The sequence below is a fragment of the Pseudomonas sp. NPDC090592 genome, from assembly GCF_044769185.1.
Classification (GTDB): domain Bacteria; phylum Pseudomonadota; class Gammaproteobacteria; order Pseudomonadales; family Pseudomonadaceae; genus Aquipseudomonas.
Genome location: NZ_JBIVXJ010000002.1, coordinates 121,487 through 143,856 on the forward strand (window position 1 = coordinate 121,487; position 22,370 = coordinate 143,856).

The following is a 22,370-nucleotide window of genomic DNA, read 5'->3' on the forward strand; positions in this document are numbered from 1 at the left end:
AGGCAGGGAAATGTCGGTTAAATGGCCCTAAATCTGGCGAAATCCTGCAAAAAGCTCAACAAATAACCGTCCGTCCGGCATTCAAACGGATGTATGAAATTTGTGTAATTCCATTTCACCTTCGGCCTGACGGTAAAGATAGACCGCGCCCGGGGGCCGGGCGACGACGCGCTGGCGTGGCCCCAGGTCAGGGATTGTCGCCGCGCAGTTCCTTCTCCATACGTTCCAGTTCCTGGCTGAAGGACTGGTCACGGATGCTGGCACGTTTGCGCCAAGGTTTGCGTTCCGGGTCCGGTTGTGCGGCGTAAGTGGTGACTTCGCCACCGTAGACATCTTTAAAGCGTTCAGCCTGGCGCTCTAGTTCTGCGCGCAGTTCGTCTTTTGTCACATGCAGTACCTGAATAAGTGTGATGACTGTTGTTATGCGTTGTGCAGCGTGCACATGCCTTGTTGGCCGCAACGGCTTGATACCGCGCAAGGTTCCACTGCCACGCAAGCGTCGGGCCTGTGCAGTCGATTATAGCAACCGATAATTTACCGAACATCGTTATTTACCCAACACTGACATCATCTGACATAAGTAAAGGGCGGTGCCGGGAAACTGTTTGCGCCTTTCGTACAAGTTTGAAAGGCATGGCGGATAAAAGTTCGCTGCAATGCCGGGCAAGGCCCGAATGAAAAACGGCCTCGCCAAAAGGCGAGGCCGTTGCCTGGGGACTTCTACGGTGGGTACCTGACCAGTCTCTCCAAAGAAGCCACAAGTGGCCAGAGAAAGGTATAAGCAAAAGTGTCGGCGGTCAATTGCGATTATCGGCCGTTTGTTCGATAATCGCACGAATGGGCGTTTTTTTTGAGGTGTGCGATGAGTGACGAAACCCTGGCCAACGATTCCGGCAATCCGGAGCCCGCGCGGCCCGCTTCGGCCATGGCACCACCGATCGTGGCCTCACCTGCCAAGCGTATTCAGGCGTTTACCGGCGACCCGGATTTCATGACCTCCCTGGCACGGGGCCTGGCGGTGATCCAGGCTTTCCAGGAGCGCAAGCGCCACCTGACCATCGCCCAGATCAGCCACCGCACCGAAATTCCGCGCGCAGCGGTGCGCCGTTGCCTGCACACGTTGATCAAGCTGGGTTACGCCACCACCGACGGGCGTACCTATTCGTTGTTGCCCAAAGTGCTGACGCTGGGGCATGCCTACCTGTCGTCGACGCCGTTGGCGATTTCTGCGCAACCTTACCTGGACCGTATCAGTGATCAGTTGCACGAGGCCGCCAACATGGCCACCCTCGAAGGTGACGACATTCTTTATATAGCCCGTTCGGCCACGGTCGAGCGGCTGATATCGGTCGACCTGTCGGTGGGCGGGCGCCTGCCGGCCTATTGCACATCGATGGGGCGCATCCTGCTGGCGGCGATGGACGACACCAGCCTGCGTGAGTACCTGGAGCGTGCGGACCTGAAGGCGCGCACTAGCCGCACCCTGAATGACCCTGAGTCACTGTTCGCCTGCATCCAGCAGGTGCGGGCCCAGGGCTGGTGCGTGGTCGACCAGGAGCTGGAGCAGGGGCTGCGTTCGATTGCGGTGCCGATCTATGACGCATCGGGGCAGGTGTTGGCGGCGTTGAACGTGAGCACCCACGTCGGGCGAGTGACGCGTAGCGAGTTGGAGCAACGGTTCTTGCCGATTTTACTGGCTGCCAGTCGCGACCTTTGCCATCAGTTGTTTGGTTGAGATTGCCGGCCCAATCGTCGGCAAGCCGAACTCCCACAAGTACTGTGCAGTTCTGGAGGACTGCGCGAAGCCTGTGGGAGCTGGCTTGCCGGCGATTGGGGCGCACAGCGCCCACATTCAAAAATTGAACAGGCAAAACCGTTTCTTGTGCGATAAACGCACAGTGTCGTTCCGGGTGAATTGCTTCACCTGCGCCCGCTGATTAATGTTTCTCGCAACGGTCGGCCCTGCCGATCGAACAAGAAAAACATAAGAGGCACTTACCATGAATACTGTCCCCTCGCTGCCGCGGCCGCACCTGCGCGCAGTTCCGTTGTATCCAGGCTGACGCAGGCCATATTCCCCAATCATCGTCCTCTGTGCCGGTTGCCCGTGTGCAGTGGTCTGGCTGTGCCCTACATTCTGGATAACAACAATGAACCAAGCGCAAAACAGCGTCGGCAAAAGCCTCGACGTTCAGTCGTTCATCAATCAGCAGCCTTTGTCCCGCTATCAATGGCGGGTCGTGCTGTTGTGCTTCCTGATCGTCTTCCTCGATGGCCTGGACACCGCCGCCATGGGCTTTATCGCCCCGGCGCTGTCGCAGGAGTGGGGGATAGACCGCGCCAGCCTCGGCCCGGTGATGAGTGCCGCGTTGATCGGCATGGTGTTTGGCGCCCTGGGCTCCGGGCCGCTGGCTGACCGCTTCGGCCGTAAGGGCGTGCTGGTAGGCGCGGTGCTGGTGTTTGGCGGCTTCAGCCTGGCCTCGGCCTACGCCACCAACGTTGACCAGCTGCTGGTGCTGCGCTTCCTGACCGGCCTGGGCCTGGGTGCAGGCATGCCCAACGCTACCACGCTGCTGTCCGAGTACACCCCCGAGCGCCTGAAGTCGCTGCTGGTGACCAGCATGTTCTGTGGCTTCAACCTGGGCATGGCCGGTGGTGGCTTCATTTCCGCCAAGATGATCCCGGCCTATGGGTGGCATAGCCTGCTGGTCATCGGTGGCGTGCTGCCATTGCTGCTGGCGTTGGTATTGATGGTATGGCTGCCGGAGTCGGCCCGGTTCCTGGTGGTGCGCAACCGCGGTACTGACAAGGTGCGCAAGACCCTGTCACCCATCGCGCCGCAGGTGGTGGCCGAAGCGGGCAGCTTCAGCGTGCCAGAGCAGAAGGCCGTTGCAGCACGCAACGTGTTTGCGGTCATCTTCTCTGGCACTTATGGCCTGGGCACCGTGCTGTTGTGGCTGACCTATTTCATGGGCCTGGTGATCGTGTACCTGCTGACCAGCTGGCTGCCAACCCTGATGCGTGACAGCGGCGCGAGCATGGAGCAGGCCGCGTTCATCGGTGCGCTGTTCCAGTTTGGCGGTGTGTTGAGTGCGGTGGGGGTGGGTTGGGCCATGGACCGCTTCAACCCGCACAAGGTGATCGGCATCTTCTACCTGCTGGCCGGGGTGTTTGCCTACGCAGTGGGGCAGAGCCTGGGCAACATCACCGTACTGGCGACGCTGGTGCTGATTGCCGGCATGTGCGTGAACGGTGCGCAGTCGGCGATGCCGTCACTGGCGGCACGCTTCTACCCGACCCAGGGCCGGGCCACCGGTGTATCGTGGATGCTGGGTATTGGCCGCTTTGGCGCGATCCTCGGTGCCTGGAGTGGCGCGACACTGCTGGGCCTGGGCTGGAATTTCGAGCAGGTGCTGACGGCGCTGCTGGTGCCTGCCGCACTGGCGACCGTGGGGGTGATCGTCAAGGGGCTGGTGAGCCACGCGGACGCGACCTGACGTAGTGGCCCAATCGCCGGCAAGCCGGCTCCCACAGGATTGCGCAAGGCCAGGGCCGGTGGCACCTGTGGGAGCTGGCTTGCCGGCGATGAGGACGGTACAGGCAGTGAAGGGGGTAGGTAGCAATCTAACAAATTGTTCGATAACCGCACATTGAGTCGATTATCGGATTGTAAGCCCCCCGCCAGTCTCCTTAATCTGAGCGCAACGAAGCACCCTGACCAGTAGCCTCCAAACGTACCGCCGCGGCCCATGGCCAGTGGCAGGAGAAGCCTAATGCGCGACGTATTTATCTGTGACGCCATCCGCACCCCGATCGGCCGCTTCGGCGGCGCGTTGGCGGGTGTGCGTGCCGACGACCTGGCTGCCGTGCCGTTGAAAGCGCTGATTGAGCGCAACCCGACTGTGCAGTGGGACCAGGTTGACGAAGTGTTCTTCGGCTGTGCCAACCAGGCCGGTGAAGACAACCGCAACGTAGCGCGCATGGCGCTGCTGCTGGCCGGCTTGCCCGACAGCATCCCGGGCGTCACCCTGAACCGCCTGTGCGCGTCGGGCATGGATGCCATCGGCACCGCTTTCCGCGCCATTGCCAGTGGCGAAATGGAGCTGGCGATTGCTGGCGGTGTCGAGTCGATGTCGCGTGCGCCGTTCGTCATGGGCAAGGCCGAAAGCGGCTATTCGCGCAACATGAAGCTGGAAGACACCACCATCGGCTGGCGCTTCATCAACCCGCTGATGAAGAGCCAGTACGGCGTGGACTCCATGCCGGAAACCGCCGACAACGTGGCCGATGACTACCAGGTTTCGCGCGCTGACCAGGACGCGTTTGCCCTGCGCAGCCAGCAGAAAGCTGCAGCCGCACAGGCTGCCGGCTTTTTCGCCGAAGAGATCGTGCCGGTGCGCATTGCGCACAAGAAGGGCGAAACCATCGTCGAGTTGGACGAACACCTGCGCCCGGAAACCACGCTCGAGGCGTTGACCAGGCTCAAACCGGTCAACGGCCCGGACAAGACCGTCACCGCTGGCAACGCCTCGGGCGTGAACGACGGTGCTGCGGCGTTGATCCTGGCGTCGGCTGAAGCGGTGAAGAAGCACGGCCTGACCCCGCGTGCCCGCGTGCTCGGCATGGCCAGCGGCGGCGTTGCACCACGGGTCATGGGCATCGGCCCGGTGCCGGCGGTGCGCAAGCTGACCGAGCGCCTGGGTGTGGCGGTAAATGATTTTGATGTGATCGAGCTTAATGAAGCGTTTGCCAGCCAAGGTTTGGCGGTGCTGCGTGAGCTGGGTGTGGCCGATGATGCGCCGCAGGTGAACCCGAATGGCGGCGCGATTGCCCTGGGCCACCCGCTGGGCATGAGCGGGGCGCGCCTGGTGCTGACTGCGCTGCATCAGCTGGAGAAGAGCGGTGGGCGTAAAGGCTTGGCGACCATGTGTGTGGGCGTTGGGCAAGGTTTGGCGCTGGCCATCGAGCGGGTTTGACCTGTACCGGCCTCTTCGCGGGCACGCCCGCTCCCACAGGGGAACCACGCCTCCCGCTGTGGGAGCGGGCGTGCCCGCGAAGAGGCCGGTATGTTCGACTCAAGGCCAATTGCCAGCTTCAAAGCGGAACGAGTGTGTTACCAGGTATGTCTAGACTTACCTGTGACCCTCCAGGAGTAAACCCGTCATGACCTCAACCTATTACACCGGCGAAGAGCGCAGCAAGCGCATCTTCGCTATCGTTGGTGCCTCATCAGGCAACCTGGTGGAATGGTTCGACTTTTACGTCTACGCCTTCTGCGCCATCTATTTCGCCCCGGCCTTCTTCCCCTCCGACGACCCGACCGTACAGCTGTTGAACACGGCGGGGGTATTCGCCGCTGGCTTCCTGATGCGCCCCATTGGTGGCTGGATTTTCGGCCGCCTCGCTGACCGCCATGGTCGCAAGAATTCCCTGATGATCTCGGTGCTGATGATGTGCTTCGGCTCGCTGATGATCGCCTGCCTGCCTACCTACGCCAGCATTGGCACCTGGGCCCCGGCACTGCTGTTGCTGGCCCGTCTGATCCAGGGCCTGTCGGTGGGCGGTGAGTACGGCACCACAGCCACCTACATGAGTGAAGTGGCCTTGCGCGGTCAGCGCGGCTTTTTTGCTTCGTTCCAGTACGTCACCTTGATCGGCGGCCAGTTGCTGGCGGTGCTGGTGGTGGTGATCCTGCAACAGTTGCTGACCGAAGATGAACTGCGTGCCTGGGGCTGGCGCATTCCGTTCGTGGTCGGGGCCATCGCTGCGCTGATCTCGCTGATGCTGCGCCGCTCGCTGCACGAGACCAGCAGCGCCGAAACCCGCAACGACAAGGATGCCGGCTCGATCGGCGGCCTGTTCCGCAACCACGCCGCCGCGTTCATCACGGTACTGGGCTACACCGCCGGCGGCTCGCTGATCTTCTACACCTTCACCACCTACATGCAGAAGTACCTGGTCAACACGGCCGGCATGACCGCGAAGAACGCCAGCTATGTGATGACCGGCGCGCTGTTCCTGTTCATGGTGCTGCAGCCGTTCTTCGGCATGTTGTCCGACCGTATCGGCCGGCGCAATTCGATGCTGCTGTTCGGCGCCTTGGGTACCCTGTGCACCGTGCCGCTGCTGATGGCGCTGAAAACCGTGACCAGCCCGTTCATGGCCTTCGTGCTGATCAGCCTGGCGTTATGTATTGTCAGTTTCTACACCTCGATCAGCGGCCTGGTGAAGGCCGAGATGTTCCCGCCACAAGTGCGTGCGCTCGGTGTGGGCCTGGCCTATGCAGTTGCCAACGCGGCATTCGGCGGCTCCGCTGAGTACGTAGCCCTGGGCCTGAAGACCCTGGGCATGGAAAACACTTTCTACTGGTACGTGACGGCCATGATGGCGATTGCCTTCCTGTTCAGCCTGCGCCTGCCGAAGCAGGCCGCGTACCTGCACCACGATGATTAAGGACGTGGCATGACCAACCAACTGTTCGACGCCTACTTCACCGCGCCGGCCATGCGCGAGATCTTCTCCGACCGTGGCCGCTTGCAGGGCATGCTGGATTTCGAGGCCGCGCTGGCCCGTGCCGAAGCCGCTGCCGGGCTGGTGCCGCACAGCGCCGTGGCTGCCATCGAGGCGGCGTGCCAGGCCGAGCGCTATGACGTTGGCGCGCTGGCCAATGCCATTGCCACTGCTGGCAACTCGGCGATCCCGTTGGTGAAGGCGTTGGGCAAGGTGATTGCCAGTGGCGTGCCCGAGGCTGAGCGCTACGTGCACCTGGGCGCCACCAGCCAGGACGCGATGGACACCGGGCTGGTGCTGCAGCTGCGCGATGCCCTCGACCTGATCGAAGCCGACCTGGGCAAACTGGCCAATACCCTGTCGCAGCAGGCCTTGAAGCATGCCGATACGCCATTGGTGGGCCGCACCTGGCTGCAACATGCCACCCCGGTGACCCTGGGCATGAAACTGGCCGGCGTGCTGGGGGCATTGACCCGCCACCGGCAGCGCCTGCAGGAGCTGCGCCCGCGCCTGTTGGTACTGCAGTTCGGCGGCGCCTCGGGCAGCCTGGCCGCCCTGGGCAGCAAGGCGATGCCGGTGGCCGAGGCCCTGGCCGAGCAACTGAAGCTGACCCTGCCTGAGCAGCCCTGGCACACCCAGCGCGACCGCCTGGTGGAGTTTGCCTCGGTGCTGGGCCTGGTGGCCGGCAGCCTGGGCAAGTTTGGCCGCGATGTCAGCTTGCTGATGCAGACCGAGGCGGGGGAGGTGTTCGAGCCTTCCGCGCCGGGCAAGGGGGGGTCTTCCACCATGCCGCACAAGCGTAACCCGGTGGGCGCGGCGGTTCTGATTGGCGCTGCCACCCGCGTACCTGGCCTGGTGTCGACCCTGTTTGCCGCCATGCCCCAGGAGCATGAGCGCAGCCTGGGCCTGTGGCATGCCGAGTGGGAAACACTGCCGGACATCTGCTGCCTGGTCTCCGGCGCGCTGCGCCAGGCCCTGGTGATTGCCGAAGGCATGGAAGTGGATGCAGCGCGCATGCGCCGTAACCTCGACCTGACCCAAGGGTTGGTGCTGGCCGAAGCGGTGAGCATCGTCCTCGCCCAGCGCCTGGGCCGCGACCGCGCCCACCACTTGCTGGAGCAATGCTGCCAGCGTGCGGTGGCCGAGCAGCGCCACCTGCGTGCCGTACTGGGTGACGAACCGCAGGTCAGCGCCGAGCTGTCTGCCGAGGAACTCGATCGCCTGCTCGACCCTGCCCATTATCTGGGCCAGGCCCGCGTCTGGGTGGCGCGGGCCGTATCCGAACATCAACATTTCACTGCCTGAAGGAGACTGCTGTGGCGCATTTGCAACTGGCCGATGGCGTTTTGAATTACCAGATCGATGGCCCGGAAAACGCCCCGGTGCTGGTGCTGTCCAATTCGCTGGGCACCGACCTGGGCATGTGGGACACCCAGATTCCGCTGTGGAGCCAGCACTTGCGGGTGCTGCGCTACGACACCCGTGGCCACGGTGCATCGCTGGTCACCGAAGGCCCCTACAGCATCGAACAGCTGGGCCGCGACGTGCTGGCCCTGCTCGATGGCCTGGACATCCAGAAAGCGCATTTCGTCGGCCTGTCGATGGGTGGCCTGATCGGCCAGTGGCTGGGCATCAACGCCGGTGCCCGCCTGCACAGCCTGACCCTGTGCAACACCGCCGCCAAGATCGCCAATGACGAGGTGTGGAACACCCGTATCGACACCGTGCTCAAAGGTGGCCAGCAGGCCATGGTCGACCTGCGCGATGCCTCCATCGCCCGCTGGTTCACCCCGGACTTTGCCCAGGCCCAGCCAGAGCAGGCCCAGCGCATTTGCCAGATGCTGGCGCAAACCAGCCCGCAGGGCTATGCCGGCAACTGTGCCGCGGTGCGTGATGCCGATTACCGGGAGCAACTGGGCCGCATCCAGGTGCCGGCGCTGATCGTGGCCGGTACCGAGGATGTGGTGACTACCCCTGAGCATGGCCGCTTCATGCAGGCTGGCATCAAAGGTGCTGAGTACGTCGACTTCCTGGCGGCGCACCTGTCCAACGTCGAAATCGGTGAGGCCTTCAGCCGCCGTGTGCTCGACTTCCTGCTGGCTCACTGAGGACAACGCCATGGACGAGAAACAACGTTACGACGCCGGCATGCAAGTACGCCGTGCGGTACTTGGCGATGCCCACGTGGACCGCAGCCTGGAAAAACTCAACGACTTCAACGGCGAGTTCCAGGAGATGATCACCCGCCACGCCTGGGGGGATATCTGGACCCGCCCGGGCCTGCCGCGCCATACCCGCAGCCTGATCACCATCGCCATGCTGATCGGCATGAACCGCAACGACGAGCTTAAACTGCACCTGCGTGCGGCGGCCAACAACGGCGTGACCCGTGACGAGATCAAGGAAGTGCTGATGCAGAGCGCGATCTACTGCGGCATTCCGGCGGCCAACGCCACCTTCCACATGGCCGAATCGGTGTGGGATGAGCTGGGCGTAGAATCGCGCAGTTGACTGTTGTGGGAGCGGGCGTGCCCGCGAAACTGGCGACGCGGTAGATGGCACCGGCGCTGCCGGTGTTCGCGGGCACGCCCGCTCCCACAGAGACCGCGTAAGTTTTTACAGGGCGCGCACGGCCACCGGCCCGGCGTTGGCTTCGACGGCGCGCTTCAGGCCCGGGCACAGGCCCAGCATGAACGCCGCTTCTGCGACCACGAACAGCGGCCCGATGATCAACCCGCTGACATCGTCGACAAAGGCCGGTTTGCGGCCTTCGTAGTAATGGCCGACGAACTGGATGACCCAGCCCACCACGAACGCCCCCAGCCCGGCGCTGAGCCATAGCGTTGTTGTCTGTACGGCCAGCACCTGGCCGACCCATAGGCACAGGCCCAGCAACAGCCCCATCACCAGCCCGAAGCGCAGGTCCAGGCGCAGGTAGAACCACACCGAGGCCGCCGCTGCCAGCAGCGCAGGGGATAGCCAGATACCGACTACTTCCCAGCCAGGGCGCGAGAGCAGGATGGTGACCGCCAGCACGATCATGGGGATGCCGACGAAGTGGGTGGCGATGTTGCGTGGGTCGCGGTGGTAGCTGGCGTACTGGCTCAGGTGGTCGACGAGGGTTTTCATTGTTGTGCCTCCCTGTTCAGTGTTGTTTTGCCTGTGCCGGCCTATTCGCGGGCATGCCCGCTCCCACAGGTAATCCACCCAGCTTCAAAACTGTGGTGATCCTGTGGGAGCGGGCAAGCCCGCGAAGAGGCCAGCACAGGCAACCCATATAGCTCAGGATAGCCCGCACCTACCACCATCATCAGCTCAGCGAATGGCAGCAGCCCGCACCGGCATATCCAGCCCCACCAATGTGTCGATCATCGCCCGCGCTGCAGGCGACAACCGGTAACCGCTACGGCTGACCACCCCGCAACGCACGCTCAGCACCTCCAGCGCCGGCGGCAGGTTGCGCCAGTGCAGGCGCACCAGTGTGCCGGCAGCCAGGTCTTCGGCCACGGCCTCTTCGCTGGCAGTGCCAACCGCGTCGCTGCCCTGTACAACGCTGCGCAGCACCGCCAGGTGTTCGGTTTGCAGGTGCGGGGTGAAGTCGCTGCGCCCACTGAGGTTGGCCAGGCGCTTGCGCACACCGGGGGCTAGCAGGGCACTGGCAAGCGGGTAGCTGAACAAGTCGTTGGTCGACAGGCTGTCCTTGGCCAGCAACGGGTGGCCCGGGCGGCAGAAGAACAGGCCGGGGCGGGGCGACAGGGGCTCGGTGTGGAAGTTGGGGTCGGCTTCGAACGGGCGGATATCATCGACGAAAAACTCGATCTGTTCACGGCGCAGGGCCTGGCCCAGGCGTTCGGCATTGTCCACCAGCAGCGAGGTGCGGATGCCCGGATGGCGCTCGATGAAGTGGCGCAAGGCGTCGGGGACCAGGCGCACGGCCAGCGCCGGGCCACTGCCAAAATGCAGCTCGCCGGCGTCGAGCTTGCTCATTTGCAGCACTTCGTTGCTCAGTTGCGCGGCACCTTGAACCAACCGCCGGGCATGTTGCAGTACCACCAGACCTTCGGGGGTAGGCGGTAGGGCTTTGCTGGCGCGGTCAACCAGCGGGCAGCCGAAGGCGTGTTCCAGGCTCTGGATGGCGCGGCTGAAGGCGGGTTGGGTGATGCCCATGGCCTCGGCGGCACGGACGAAACTGCGGTATTCGGTGAGGGCGATGAAGTAGCGCAGCTGACGGAGGTCCATGTCACGGCTCTGGGGCGGGGGGGCAGGGGCCTATTCAAGCTGTTACAGCTTATGTCGTCAAAGAAGGTTTATTGATTTGGTTATTTCTTATAGTTATTTGAAAGAGCTTCTGGCCTCTTCGCGGGCAAGCCCGCTCCCACAGGTAGGGCGCACGATTCAAGACGGGTGCAATCCCTGTGGGAGCGGGCTTGCCCGCGAAGAATTCAAAGAAGATTCAGCGGGTAGCTCACGATCAGGCGGTTCTCATCGAACGCGTTGGTGCTGAAGTCCCTGCGCATGGTGGAGTTGCGCCATTTCACCGACAGGTCCTTGAAGCTACCCGACTGCACCACGTACGCCACTTCGGTCTCCCGTGCCCATTCCTTGCCATCATCCACGCTGCCCACGGTGACGTTGTCACCCTTGATGTAGCGGTTCATCAGGGTCAGCCCGGGCACGCCAACGGTCGCGAAGTTGAAGTCATGGCGCACCTGCCAGGAGCGCTCCTTGGCATTGTCGAAGCTGGAGTTGTAGCTGTCGTTGGCCAGGGTACCGCCACTGGTGCCGTTGACCCGCATCCAGGCATCGTCGCCGCTGACCTTCTGCAAGCCTACGTAGAAGGTATGGCCCTGGTAGCGTGCCGAAAGCATGGCGGAGGCGGTGCGGTTGTCCAGCTTGCCGGCGCGCTCTGCGCCGTCTTCCTTGCCGATGAAGTAGCCCAGGTTGGCGCCCAGGGTCCAGTCGCCCAGCGGCTGGCTGTGGGTCAGGTTCAGGTACTGCTGGCGGTAGATGTCCTTGAGCTGGGCATCCCACAGGCCGATCATGGTGCGCTTGTCGTTGAAGGTGTACTCGCCGCCGCCAAAGTTGAAGCGATCGGAGGTGAACGCGCCTTTGCCGTTCATCGACATGTCTTCCATGCTGGCGTCGTTGCGCGGGCTGTTGCCGCGGAACTGGCCGGCGTACAGCGTCAGGCCGGCAATCTCCCTGGAAGTCAGCTGGCCACCGCGGAAGGTCTGCGGCAGCGAGCGGCCATCGTCCGAGCGCAGGATGGGTAACACTGGCATCCATTCACCGACTTTCAGCTCGGTTTCCGACAGCTTGGCTTTCAGCGCTACACCCAGGCGACCAAAGTCATCAGCCGGGCGGCCGTCGTCGTGCACGGGCAGCAGGTGGGTGTTGGTGGTGCCTTTGCCGCCGTCGAGCTTGACCGAGTACATGCCTAACACGTCCACGCCGAAACCGACGGTGCCTTGGGTGAAGCCTGAGCGGGCGTCGAGAATGAAACTTTGCGTCCATTCCTCGGCCTTGGCCTGCGGGTGAGCCGGGTCGACGAAGTTGCGGTTGATGTAGAAGTTACGCAGGTTAAGCGTGGCCTTGGCGTCCTCCATGAAGCCGCCCTCTGCGGCGAACAGGGGGAAGGCGCAGGACATGGCCAACAGGCCGGGCAGCAGCTGGCGTGCGGTGTGCGAAGTGCTCATCTGTCGTGGATCTCTTGTTTTTATGGGTGAGCCGGTGCGCTGCAGGATGCGGCCTGCAGGTGCGGGGCTTTTTTGATGAACTTGGGCAACGTTGCGTGGGGGGATGGTGCGGGCTAGGGCGGGGGTGAGGCAATTCGCCGCAAACGGAACGGGGCGATAATCGAACGGAATGTTCCAGTTGGTTAATAGTTTGTCTGTACTGGCCCTATCGCCGGCAAGCCAGCTCCCACAAGGACCGCACAGGTTCCAAGGCTTGTGCATTACCTGTGGGAGCGGGTTCACCCGCGAAGAGGCCGGCACTGGCAACAAAAAACAAAAAGCCCACCGCGAGGGTGGGCTTGATGCTGCTACAGGTTCAATCAGCCTTTCGGTGCTTCCACCGATGCCTGCTGGGTGGCCTGCCCGGTCTGCTCATACCAGCCACCACCAAGCGCCTTGTACAGGTTGACCTCGCTGGTCAACTGCGACAGGCGGTCGGTAATCAGCGACTGCTGGGCGCTGAACAGGTTGCGCTGGGCGTCGAGGAACGTCAGGTTGCTGTCGATACCGATGCGGTAGCGGCGTTCGGCCAGGCGGTAGTAGTCCTGGTTTGCCTGCACCAGGTCGCGCTGCGCCTGCAACTGCTCTTCGAAGGTCTTGCGCGCCGCCAGGCCATCGGAGACTTCCTGGAAGGCGGTCTGGATGGTTTTTTCGTACTTGGCGACGTTGATGTCTTTCTGGATCTTCGAGTAGTCCAGGCTGGCTTTCAGGCTGCCAGCGTTGAAGATCGGCAGGTTGATCTGCGGCTGGAACAGCCAGGTGCCTTGGCCACCTGCGAACAGGTGACCCATGTCGGGGCTCAGGCTGCCAGCATTGGCGGTGAGGCTGATGCTGGGGAAGAACGCTGCACGGGCGGCGCCGATGTTGGCGTTGGCGGCCTTGAGCAGGTGCTCCGCTTCCTGGATGTCCGGGCGACGCTGAAGGATGTCCGACGGCAGGCCGGCGGGTACTTCGGCCAGCTGGTCGGCATCCAGTTGCAGCGGCTTGGCCAGGTCGGCCGGAATGCCGGTGCCCAGCAGCACGGTCAGGCTGTTGACGTCCTGGGCGACCAGGCGCTGGTACTGCGAGTACTTGACCCGGGCGCCTTCCACGGCGGTGCGCGCCTGGCTGACATCCAGTGCCGAAGCCACGCCGACTTCATTGCTGCGACGGGTGAGGTTGTAGCTTTCCTCGTAGGTCTTCAGCGTTTCTTCGGTCAGCTTGAACAGCGCCTGGTCGGCCTGCCAGGTGTAATAAGCGTTGGCCACGCTGGCCACCAGGGCGATCTGCGTGGAGCGACGTGCCTGCTCGCTGGACAGGTAGGTTTCCAGCGCCTGCTCGGTCAGGCTGCGCACGCGGCCAAACAGGTCCAGCTCATAGGCGCTGACGCCCAGGGTGGCCGAGTACTGGCTGGTGATGCCCGATTCACCGGTTTGCGACATGTTCGCCGGCACCCGTTGGCGGCTGCCGCTGCCGGTGGCCGAAACCGCCGGGAACAGGTCGGCGCGCTGGATGCGGTATTGCGCGCGGTAGGCGTCGATGTTCAACGCCGCAACGCGCAGGTCGCGGTTGTTGACCAGCGACGTCTGGATCAGCTGCTGCAGCGCCGGGTCGTGGAAGAACTGGCGCCAGCCCTGTTCGGCAGCGGCAACGTCTGCCGACTGCGTCGGCGAGTACGCAGGGCCTTGCGGCCACTGCGCTGCCACCGGCGATTCCGGGGTCTGGTAGTCGGGGATCAGCGAGCAGCCGCCAAGAATGAAAGCGGTTACCGCCAGGGACAACAAAGACTTGGTCATTGCCCAGCCTCATAACGTGGAGTTTCAGGGGTGACGTCTTTTTCCGGCTCTTTGCTGCCGAACAGCGACGACACTGCGACGAAGAACAGGGGTACCCAGAAGATGGCCAGCACGGTCGCACTGATCATGCCGCCGATCACACCGGTACCGATGGCATGCTGGCTACCGGCGCCCGCGCCACTGGCGATGGTCAACGGTACCACGCCGAGGATGAACGCCAGCGAGGTCATGATGATCGGGCGCAGACGCATGCGGCACGCCTCGATTGCCGCGTCATACAGGCTGCGGCCTTGCTCATGCAGTTCCTTGGCGAACTCGACGATCAGAATGGCGTTCTTCGCCGCCAGGCCGATGGTGGTCAACAGGCCGACCAGGAAGTACACGTCGTTGGACAAACCGCGCAGGCTGGTGGCGATCAGTGCACCGATGATACCCAACGGTACGACCAGGACGACGGCGATCGGGATCGACCAGCTTTCGTACAGGGCTGCCAGGCACAGGAACACGAACAGTACCGAGAGGGCGAACAGCGCCGGCATTTGCGACCCGGAGAGTTTTTCCTCGTAGGACATGCCGGTCCAGGAGAAGCCGACGCCGCTTGGCAGTTCGCCAGCAATGCGCTCGACTTCGGCCATGGCTTCACCGGTACTGTAGCCTGGCGCTGGTGCACCCAGGATTTCCATCGCCTCTACACCGTTGTAACGCGACAGCTTCGGCGAACCGTAGGTCCATTCGCCCTTGGCGAAGGAGGAGAACGGCACCATCTCGCCAGCGCCATTGCGCACGTACCACTTCTGCAGGTCTTCCGGGCTCATCCGCGCGTTTGGTTCGCCCTGGATGTACACCTTCTTGACCCGGCCGCGGTCGATGAAGTCGTTGACGTAACTGGCACCCAGGGCAATCGACAGGGTGTTGTTGATGTCGGCGATGGTCACGCCCAGGGCGCTGGCACGTTCGTCATCAATGGTCAGCTGGTACTGCGGCTCGTCGTTCAGGCCGTTAGGGCGCACAGCCATCAGGATTTTGCTTTGTGCTGCCTTGGCCAGGAACTGGTTGCGCGCTTCCATCAACTTCGCGTGGCCGATACCGCCGCGGTCCTGCAGGAACACGTCGAAGCCGGTGGCGTTACCCAGTTCGAGCACTGCTGGCGGGGCGAAGGCGAACACCATTGCATCGCGGAAGCTGAAGAAGTGCTGCTGGGCGCGTTGGGCCAGGTTGAACACACTGTTCTCGGCAGAGCGTTCGCCCCACGGCTTGAGCATGATGAACGCCATGCCCGAACTCTGGCCACGGCCGGCGAAGTTGAAGCCGTTGACGGTGAACACCGAGGCCACTGTGTCGGCTTCTTCTTTCAGCAGGTACTCACGCATCTGGTCGACGACCACCTGCGTGCGCTCGGCGCTCGAACCAGCCGGCGTCTGCACCTGGGCGAACAGTACGCCCTGGTCTTCTTCCGGCAGGAACGCGGTGGGGATGCGGGCGAACAGCCAGATCATGCCGACCACGATCAGTGCATAGGCCAGCAGGAACGGCACCTTGTTGCGCAGGATGGTGCCGACACTGCGCTCGTAGCCGTTTACGCTGCGGTCGAAGTTGCGGTTGAACCAGCCGAAGAAACCACGCTTGGCCACATGGTGCTCGCCCTTCTTCAGCGGCTTGAGCATGGTGGCGCACAGGGCCGGGGTGAAGATAAGCGCCACCAGCACCGACAGGCCCATGGCCGAGACGATGGTGATGGAGAACTGCCGGTAGATCACACCTGTGGAACCACCGAAGAAGGCCATGGGCAGCAGTACCGCCGACAGCACCAGGGCGATACCCACCAGGGCGCCCTGGATCTGCTCCATCGAGCGCTTGGTCGCCTCTTTGGGCGGCAAGCCTTCTTCAGACATGACCCGCTCGACGTTTTCCACCACGACGATGGCATCGTCCACCAGCAAGCCGATGGCAAGCACCATGGCGAACATGGTCAGGGTGTTGATGCTGAAGCCTGCGGCGGCAAGGATGCCGAACGTACCCAGCAATACCACCGGTACGGTCATGGTGGTGATGATGGTGGCGCGGAAGTTCTGCAGGAACAGGTACATCACCAGGAACACCAGGACCACGGCTTCGATCAGGGTGTGGATCACGCCGCTGATCGACTCGGTGACCACCGGGGTGGTGTCATACGGGAACACAGCCTTCACGCCAGGCGGGAAGAATGGCTCCAGGTCGGCGATGGTCTGGCGCAGTGCCTTGGCAGTGTCCAGAGCGTTGGCGCCAGTAGCCAGTTTTACTGCAAGGCCGGAAGCCGGCTTGCCGTTGAACTGGGCGCTGACCGCGTAGTTTTCACCGCCCAGGCCGACCTGGGCTACGTCACCCAGGCGTACTTGCGAGCCGTCATTGTTGACCTTGAGCAGGATCTTTTCGAACTGCTCGGCAGTCTGCAGGCGGGTCTTGCCGATAATGGTGGCGTTGAGCTGGGTACCCGGCAAGGCCGGCAGGCCACCGAGCTGGCCGGAGGACACCTGCACGTTCTGCGCGGCCACGGCGGTCTTGACGTCGACCGGGGTCAGCTGGAACTTGTTCAGCTTGGCCGGATCGAGCCAGATACGCATGGCGTACTGCGCACCAAACACCTGGAAGTCACCTACACCGGCCGTGCGCGAGATCGGGTCCTGCATGTTGGAGACGATGTAGTTGGCCAGGTCGTCCTTGGTCATGCTGCCGTCTTCGGACACCAGGCCGATCACCAGCAGGAAGTTCTTGACTGCCTTGGTGACACGGATGCCTTGCTGCTGCACTTCTTGCGGCAGCAGCGGGGTGGCCAGGTTCAGCTTGTTCTGTACCTGTACCTGCGCGGTGTCGGCGTTGGTGCCTTGCTCGAAGGTAGCGGTAATGGTCATGCTGCCGTCGGAGTTGCTTTCCGACGACACGTAACGCAGGTTGTCGATACCGTTGAGCTGCTGCTCGATCACCTGAACCACGGTGTCCTGCACGGTTTGCGCCGAGGCGCCCGGGTAGGTCACGGCGATGGCGATGGCCGGCGGCGCGATGCTGGGGTACTGGTTGATCGGCAGCTTCAGGATCGACAAGGCGCCGACCAGCATGATCACCAAGGCGATCACCCAGGCGAAGATCGGGCGATCGATAAAGAACTTCGACATGGTTTACTCCGCTTTGGCGTCTGCTTTCGTCGCGTTGGCCTGATCAGGGCTACCCGGCTTCTTGACGTTGGTGGCTTCGCTGACCTTGACCTCGACACCTGGGCGCACGTACTGCAGCCCTTCGGTGATCAGGCGGTCACCCGGGTTGAGGCCTTCTTCGATCAGCCAGTCGCTGCCCAGGGTACGGTTGGCCTTGAGCTGGCGCAGTTCGACCTTGTTCTCCTGGTTGACCACCAGTGCGGTCGGTGCCCCTTTGAGGTCACGGGTTACGCCTTGTTGCGGGGCCAGAATGGCGTTCGCGTTGACCCCGGCCTTCAGCCGCGCATGCACGAACATGCCTGGCAGCAGGGTGTGGTCGGGGTTGGGGAACAGGGCGCGCAGGGTGACCGAACCGGTGGTTTCGTCCACGGAAACTTCGGAGAACTCCAGGCGGCCTTCCTGCTTGAACAGGCTGCCGTCTTCCAGTACCAGCTGCACCGAGGCGGCGTTATCGCCAGCCTTTTGCAGTTGGCCGCTTTCCAGGTCACGGCGCAGTTTGAGCAGCTCGGCGGTGGACTGGGTGACGTCGACGTAGATCGGGTCCAGTTGCTGGATAGTGGCCATGGCGTTGGTCTGGCCATTGCTCACCAGCGCACCTTCGGTGAACGAAGAGCGCCCGATGCGGCCACTGATCGGTGCCAGCACCTTGGTGTAGCGCAGGTCGATCTGTGCACTTTTCAGCGAGGCATCGGCCTGCAATCGTTTGGCATTGGCGTCGTCGTATTCCTGCTTGGACACCGCCTGTTCATCGATCAGCTGCTTGTAGCGTTCGGCCAGCGAGCGGGTAGCCTGCAGGTTGGCCTGGGCATTGGCCAGGGTGGCTTCGTATACGGCAGGGTCGATCTGGTAGAGCTGCTGGCCTTCCTTGACCTCACTGCCTTCCTTGAACAGGCGCTTGAGGATGATGCCGTTGACCTGCGGGCGCACTTCGGCGACGCGGTAGGCACTGGTACGCCCCGGCAATTCCGAGGTCAGGGTGAAGGCTTGGGGCTGAATGGTCACGACGCCGACCTGAGGAGCCTGCGCCGCAGGCGCTGCTTCTTCTTTCTTACAGCCACTGAGCAGGGTTGCCAGGGCGACGGCGGAAACCAGAGCGGTAACGGCTGGCTTGAATTGCATGAGGATCCTCGGGTCGCTGGAGCTGGGAGACGCTCAAGAGTAGTGGAAGAGTCTTGATCTGGAAAAATTGCTATCCGGTGGATAAATAGCTTGCTAAGGAATATACTTACATTCATGGTTGTTTGTAAATACCGCTGGGTTGTACCTGGGTACTGCCACAGCCCTTGATTAGCTCATCCGCGAGGCACCCTGCAGAGGCGCCCCGGAGCGTTCCCCGCACGCGCTGCGCGTTCGGGCCAGATGAGGTTGTACTGCCATGGTCCGTCGAACCAAAGAAGAAGCCCAGGAAACCCGTGCCCAGATCATAGAGGCGGCGGAAAAGGCTTTCTACAAGCGCGGGGTTGCGCGAACCACCCTGGCCGACATCGCCGAACTGGCAGGTGTGACGCGCGGGGCGATCTACTGGCACTTCAGCAACAAGGCCGAGCTGGTGCAGGCGTTGCTCGACAGCCTTCACGAAACCCATGACCACCTGGCGCGGGCGAGTGAAAGCGAGGACGAACTCGACCCGCTTGGCTGCATGCGCAAGCTGCTGTTGCAAGTGTTCAACGAGCTGGTGCTCGATGCCCGAACCCGGCGTATCAATGAAATCCTGCATCACAAGTGCGAGTTCACCGATGACATGTGTGAAATTCGCCAGCAGCGCCAGGGCGCGGTGCTGGATTGCCACAAGGGCATTACCTTGGCGTTGGCCAATGCCGTTCGCCGGGGCCAGTTGCCTGAAGCGCTGGATGTCGAGCGCGCGGCGGTGGCCATGTTTGCCTATGTCGATGGCCTGATCGGTCGCTGGCTGTTGCTGCCTGACAGTGTCGATCTGCTAGGTGATGTCGAAAAATGGGTCGACACCGGGTTGGATATGCTGCGCTTGAGCCCGGCGCTGCGCAAATGACACTTTGTTAAGGATTGTGAGGGAGTGTTTCCTCTTTGTATTAACAGAGGATTAATGAGCCAGGCACAGATCCTGTAGGAGCGGCCTTGTGTCGCGATCGGGCTGCACAGCAGCCCCAGGATTTCAGCAGCGGTACCAAAATTGCTGGGGCTGCTGCGCAGCCCGATCGCGACACAAGGCCGCTCCTACACAAACGCGCAGGTGCTTAGCGGCCGCGCAGTTGCCGGTCTGGCAATGCCACCGCTGCCAGTAGCCCGAGCACCGCAATCAGTGCACTCCCCATCAGCAACTGCCGGAACGTCTCCAGCAGGCGCCCTTGCGTCACCAGGTCTACCTCACCCGCTTTCAAGCTTCCCAGCAACGGATTACCGAGCAATCCGAACCCGCCCTGGTGCAGCAGTGCCAGCAACAGGCTGGACATGCAGGCTACGCCCATGGCCCCGCCCAGCGAGCGGAACAGGTTGGTGGTGCTCGTGGCCACGCCAATATCCTTGCTGTCTACAGCGCTTTGCGTGCCTACCAGCGATGTCGGGAACTGCAACCCGCAGGCAATGCCGGTCAGCAGCATGAACAGGGCGCTGAGCCAAGCGGATTGTGGCGGGGTCAGCGCCATGGCGAAAATGGCCGCTGGCATCAGCAACGCACCCGCGAGGATCTGCGGCTTGTAGCGCCCGGTCCGGCTGGTCATGCGGCCCCCGGTGAAGGCGCCCAAGGGCAGCCCCATGGCCAGCGGCAGCAGGTGCAGCGCGGCGCTGTCGGCGCCTGCACCGGTAATGCCCTGGTAGCGCAACGGCATGAGCATGGTCAGGGAAATCGACTGGAAGCTGGCGAAAAAGATCACCCCCCAGCACAGCACCGCCACCCGATTGCTGAACAGCCCCAAGGGCAATAGCGGCTCCGGGCAGCGCCGCTCATGTGCAATGAACAACGCCAGGCCCAGGACAGCGCAGGCGAACAGGGCCAGTACGGCAGGATCAATCCAGGTGTGGCCCTGACCGACCAGGGTGATGCCCAGCAACAAGCTGCCCAGGCCGAGGATGAGCAGCACGGCGCCGAGGTAATCCACCTGGGCCTCGCGTCGCTGCGCCGGCATGCCGCCGAGGGCACGGTGGATTGCCCACAAGGCAACCAGGCCTAGCGGCAGGTTGATCCAGAACACCCAGCGCCACGACAGGTACTCGGTCAGCCAGCCGCCCAGCACCGGCCCGGCGACGCTGGCCACGGCGTACATGCTGCTGAAATAGCCCTGGTAGCGGCCGCGCTCACGCGGTGGTACGAAATCGCCGATGATCGCCTGGCTGACCGAGACCATGCCGCCCGCGCCAATACCCTGCAGTACACGGGCCAGCACCAGCTGTTGCATGTCCTGGGCCATGGCGCAGGCGATGGAGGCCAGGGTGAACAGGCTGATACCGGTCAGGATCATCCGGCGCCGCCCGTACAGATCGCCCAGTTTGCCGTAGATCGGCACCGCCACGGTCATCGCCACCATGTAGCCGGAGATGACCCAGGCCAGCAGGCCGACATCGTTGAACCGGGCCGAGATTGCCGGCAGCGAGACGGCGACGATGGTCTGGTCCAGTGCCCCGAGGAAGATCGCCAGCATCAGGGCGGTGAGCACGTTGCGCAGGGTGGTGGGGGGCAGGGCGGCAGTCACGGAGATACCTTGGTTATCGGTTATGGCTTCTTCGCGGGCATGCCCGCTCCCACAGATAAGACTCAGGATCAAGCTACGTGCTGTACCTGTGGGAGCGGGCGCGCCCGCGAAGAGGTCCTCGAATTGTAACCTGAGTTAGGTAGCTTCCTATGTACTATCTGCATCCCCTATGCCGAATCGGCATTGGCGCATTCATCCAGTACTGCATGGCTGCGTGATATCGTTGGTATGCCACAGGGGTTGAAACCCGCGGCCTGCACCAGCTTGGTGCAGCAGTATGCCGCAGGCTTTTCGAGCCGCTGTTTCCCACACCTTTTATTCCTCTGCCTGCATGTCGAGCATGACCGCCCAGATGGCGACGGTTGGAACAGGTCAGGTAGACCCGATTACAGGGGTCGGTAGTTACCGTTCAAATTTCAACTTATTTGCGGAGTGATCATGCCCAAGGCTTCCCATCAAGATCTGCGTTTTGCCTTCCGAGAGCTGCTCGCTTCAGGTTCCTGTTACCACACTGCATCGGTGTTCGACCCGATGTCGGCGCGTATTGCCGCAGACCTGGGTTTCGAGGTCGGTATCCTGGGCGGCTCCGTCGCTTCGTTGCAGGTACTGGCCGCGCCGGATTTCGCCCTGATTACCCTCAGCGAGTTCGTCGAGCAGGCCACACGGATTGGCCGGGTAGCGCAACTGCCGTTCCTGGCTGACGCCGACCATGGCTATGGCAACGCATTGAACGTAATGCGCACGGTGATCGAGCTGGAGCGCGCCGGCGTGTCTGCACTGACCATTGAAGATACCCTGCTGCCGGCCCAGTTCGGGCGCAAGTCCACCGACCTGATACCGGTCGAAGAGGGCGTTGGCAAGATTCGTGCGGCGCTGGAGGCTCGGGTCGATTCGTCGTTGGCCATCATTGCCCGCACCAACGCTGGTGTACTCACCACCGAAGAAGTCATCGTGCGCACCCAGAGCTACCAGAAGGCCGGTGCCGATGGCATCTGCATGGTGGGCGTGAAGGATTTCGAGCAGCTTGAGCAAATTGCCGAGCACCTGACGGTACCGCTGATGCTGGTCACCTATGGCAACCCGAACCTGCGCGATGACGAGCGCCTGGCGCGCCTTGGCGTGCGCATCGTGGTCGATGGCCACGCGGCCTACTTTGCCGCGATCAAAGCCACCTACGATTGCCTGCGCTTGCAGCGTGGCCAGCAGAACAAGTCGGAAAACCTCAGTGCTACCGAACTCTCGCACACCTACACCCAGCCAGAGGATTACATCCGCTGGGCCAAGGAATACATGAGCGTCGAAGAGTGACCGGCGGCGCGCCGTCAACTCAACGGACGGCGCTCAAGGTTGCGGTGTGAGGCACGCAATGTGCCTGCTCGCAGCTGTTGGCGGCACTGGGCTGGCTACGTAGCAGCTCGGCGCGCCAACAGGCTGAGCCATACAGCCCTGCAACAGCAGTCAGGGCCATGACAAGGGCGACTCTTCTTGATTTGATGC

At 62.7% G+C, this 22,370-nt stretch carries 17 protein-coding genes; 9 read left to right on the forward strand and 8 right to left on the reverse strand.

Translation table 11 applies throughout. The features are described 5' to 3' along the window. Positions 1-187 precede the first annotated feature (187 nt). The gene (locus ACIQUI_RS02115) at positions 188-388 is read right to left on the reverse strand and encodes a hypothetical protein (RefSeq protein WP_391132196.1); all 201 of its coding nucleotides are present in this window, start codon (positions 386-388) and stop codon (positions 188-190) included. 474 nt (positions 389-862) lie between these two features. Here ACIQUI_RS02115 and pcaR point away from each other — a divergent pair, with 474 nt between their 5' ends. The 7 genes from pcaR (at position 863) to pcaC (ending at position 9,021) form a co-directional block, all read left to right on the forward strand. After that, positions 863-1,735 (forward strand): pca regulon transcriptional regulator PcaR, encoded by an 873-nt coding sequence (gene pcaR / locus ACIQUI_RS02120; protein ID WP_403194582.1) that lies wholly within the window; start codon positions 863-865, stop codon positions 1,733-1,735. A 415-nt stretch (positions 1,736-2,150) separates the two neighbouring features. Beyond that, a complete protein-coding gene (locus ACIQUI_RS02125) occupies positions 2,151-3,497 on the forward strand; it encodes an MFS transporter (RefSeq protein WP_403194584.1) in 1,347 nt (448 codons plus the stop codon). Between the two features lie 276 nt (positions 3,498-3,773). Next, positions 3,774-4,976 (forward strand): 3-oxoadipyl-CoA thiolase, encoded by a 1,203-nt coding sequence (gene pcaF, locus ACIQUI_RS02130; RefSeq protein WP_403194585.1) that lies wholly within the window; start codon positions 3,774-3,776, stop codon positions 4,974-4,976. Between the two features lie 187 nt (positions 4,977-5,163). Next, positions 5,164-6,453 carry an MFS family transporter gene (locus ACIQUI_RS02135; protein ID WP_264360632.1) on the forward strand — a complete coding sequence of 430 codons (1,290 nt, stop codon included), beginning with the start codon at positions 5,164-5,166 and terminating at the stop codon, positions 6,451-6,453. A gap of 9 nt (positions 6,454-6,462) precedes the next feature. Beyond that, complete coding sequence (locus ACIQUI_RS02140; protein ID WP_403194588.1) at positions 6,463-7,815, forward strand: 3-carboxy-cis,cis-muconate cycloisomerase; 1,353 nt, start codon at positions 6,463-6,465, stop codon at positions 7,813-7,815. Between the two features lie 11 nt (positions 7,816-7,826). Next, complete coding sequence (gene pcaD, locus ACIQUI_RS02145; RefSeq protein WP_403194589.1) at positions 7,827-8,618, forward strand: 3-oxoadipate enol-lactonase; 792 nt, start codon at positions 7,827-7,829, stop codon at positions 8,616-8,618. 10 nt (positions 8,619-8,628) lie between these two features. Next, positions 8,629-9,021 carry a 4-carboxymuconolactone decarboxylase gene (gene pcaC, locus ACIQUI_RS02150; protein ID WP_012273983.1) on the forward strand — a complete coding sequence of 131 codons (393 nt, stop codon included), beginning with the start codon at positions 8,629-8,631 and terminating at the stop codon, positions 9,019-9,021. Between the two features lie 105 nt (positions 9,022-9,126). Here pcaC and ACIQUI_RS02155 read toward each other — a convergent pair whose 3' ends face one another. From ACIQUI_RS02155 to ttgA, 6 genes are all read right to left on the reverse strand, one after another. After that, positions 9,127-9,639: a DUF962 domain-containing protein gene (locus ACIQUI_RS02155; protein WP_403194592.1), complete on the reverse strand. Its 513-nt coding sequence runs from the start codon at positions 9,637-9,639 to the stop codon at positions 9,127-9,129. 186 nt (positions 9,640-9,825) lie between these two features. Next, entirely contained in the window at positions 9,826-10,749 is a 924-nt protein-coding gene (locus ACIQUI_RS02160; RefSeq protein WP_403194594.1) for a LysR family transcriptional regulator, read from the reverse strand. Between the two features lie 203 nt (positions 10,750-10,952). Beyond that, positions 10,953-12,206 (reverse strand): OprD family porin, encoded by a 1,254-nt coding sequence (locus ACIQUI_RS02165; protein ID WP_403194596.1) that lies wholly within the window; start codon positions 12,204-12,206, stop codon positions 10,953-10,955. Positions 12,207-12,565: 359 nt separating this feature from the next. Next, positions 12,566-14,020: an AdeC/AdeK/OprM family multidrug efflux complex outer membrane factor gene (locus ACIQUI_RS02170; RefSeq protein ID WP_403194598.1), complete on the reverse strand. Its 1,455-nt coding sequence runs from the start codon at positions 14,018-14,020 to the stop codon at positions 12,566-12,568. Continuing rightward, the gene (gene ttgB, locus ACIQUI_RS02175; RefSeq protein ID WP_403194600.1) at positions 14,017-17,169 is read right to left on the reverse strand and encodes a multidrug efflux RND transporter permease subunit TtgB; all 3,153 of its coding nucleotides are present in this window, start codon (positions 17,167-17,169) and stop codon (positions 14,017-14,019) included. Before ttgB ends, ACIQUI_RS02170 begins: the two co-directional genes overlap by 4 nt. Positions 17,170-17,172: 3 nt before the next feature. Further along, positions 17,173-18,327, reverse strand: a complete 1,155-nt coding sequence (gene ttgA, locus ACIQUI_RS02180) for a toluene efflux RND transporter periplasmic adaptor subunit TtgA (RefSeq protein ID WP_391132173.1) — start codon at positions 18,325-18,327, stop codon at positions 17,173-17,175. 256 nt (positions 18,328-18,583) lie between these two features. Here ttgA and ttgR point away from each other — a divergent pair, with 256 nt between their 5' ends. Then, positions 18,584-19,216: an efflux transport transcriptional regulator TtgR gene (ttgR, locus tag ACIQUI_RS02185; protein ID WP_403194603.1), complete on the forward strand. Its 633-nt coding sequence runs from the start codon at positions 18,584-18,586 to the stop codon at positions 19,214-19,216. 205 nt (positions 19,217-19,421) lie between these two features. On the opposite strand, the gene ACIQUI_RS02190 is transcribed toward ttgR, so the two are convergent. Beyond that, positions 19,422-20,873, reverse strand: coding sequence for an MDR family MFS transporter (locus ACIQUI_RS02190; protein ID WP_403194605.1), 1,452 nt, complete (start codon positions 20,871-20,873; stop codon positions 19,422-19,424). A 438-nt stretch (positions 20,874-21,311) separates the two neighbouring features. On the opposite strand from ACIQUI_RS02190, the gene ACIQUI_RS02195 reads away from it, so the two are divergent. Further along, positions 21,312-22,181, forward strand: coding sequence for an isocitrate lyase/phosphoenolpyruvate mutase family protein (locus ACIQUI_RS02195; RefSeq protein WP_391132167.1), 870 nt, complete (start codon positions 21,312-21,314; stop codon positions 22,179-22,181). Positions 22,182-22,370 lie beyond the last annotated feature (189 nt).

Excerpts from the sequence above, each read along its gene's own strand:
- pcaR (WP_403194582.1), top strand. The coding sequence starts at position 863 with ATGAGTGACGAAACCCTGGCCAACGATTCCGGCAATCCGGAGCCCGCG.
- ACIQUI_RS02125 (WP_403194584.1), top strand. The coding sequence starts at position 2,151 with ATGAACCAAGCGCAAAACAGCGTCGGCAAAAGCCTCGACGTTCAGTCG.
- pcaF (WP_403194585.1), top strand. The coding sequence starts at position 3,774 with ATGCGCGACGTATTTATCTGTGACGCCATCCGCACCCCGATCGGCCGC.
- ACIQUI_RS02135 (WP_264360632.1), top strand. The coding sequence starts at position 5,164 with ATGACCTCAACCTATTACACCGGCGAAGAGCGCAGCAAGCGCATCTTC.
- ACIQUI_RS02140 (WP_403194588.1), top strand. The coding sequence starts at position 6,463 with ATGACCAACCAACTGTTCGACGCCTACTTCACCGCGCCGGCCATGCGC.
- pcaC (WP_012273983.1), top strand. The coding sequence starts at position 8,629 with ATGGACGAGAAACAACGTTACGACGCCGGCATGCAAGTACGCCGTGCG.
- ACIQUI_RS02155 (WP_403194592.1), bottom strand. The coding sequence starts at position 9,639 with ATGAAAACCCTCGTCGACCACCTGAGCCAGTACGCCAGCTACCACCGC.
- ACIQUI_RS02160 (WP_403194594.1), bottom strand. The coding sequence starts at position 10,749 with ATGGACCTCCGTCAGCTGCGCTACTTCATCGCCCTCACCGAATACCGC.
- ACIQUI_RS02165 (WP_403194596.1), bottom strand. The coding sequence starts at position 12,206 with ATGAGCACTTCGCACACCGCACGCCAGCTGCTGCCCGGCCTGTTGGCC.
- ACIQUI_RS02170 (WP_403194598.1), bottom strand. The coding sequence starts at position 14,020 with ATGACCAAGTCTTTGTTGTCCCTGGCGGTAACCGCTTTCATTCTTGGC.
- ttgB (WP_403194600.1), bottom strand. The coding sequence starts at position 17,169 with ATGTCGAAGTTCTTTATCGATCGCCCGATCTTCGCCTGGGTGATCGCC.
- ttgA (WP_391132173.1), bottom strand. The coding sequence starts at position 18,327 with ATGCAATTCAAGCCAGCCGTTACCGCTCTGGTTTCCGCCGTCGCCCTG.
- ttgR (WP_403194603.1), top strand. The coding sequence starts at position 18,584 with ATGGTCCGTCGAACCAAAGAAGAAGCCCAGGAAACCCGTGCCCAGATC.
- ACIQUI_RS02195 (WP_391132167.1), top strand. The coding sequence starts at position 21,312 with ATGCCCAAGGCTTCCCATCAAGATCTGCGTTTTGCCTTCCGAGAGCTG.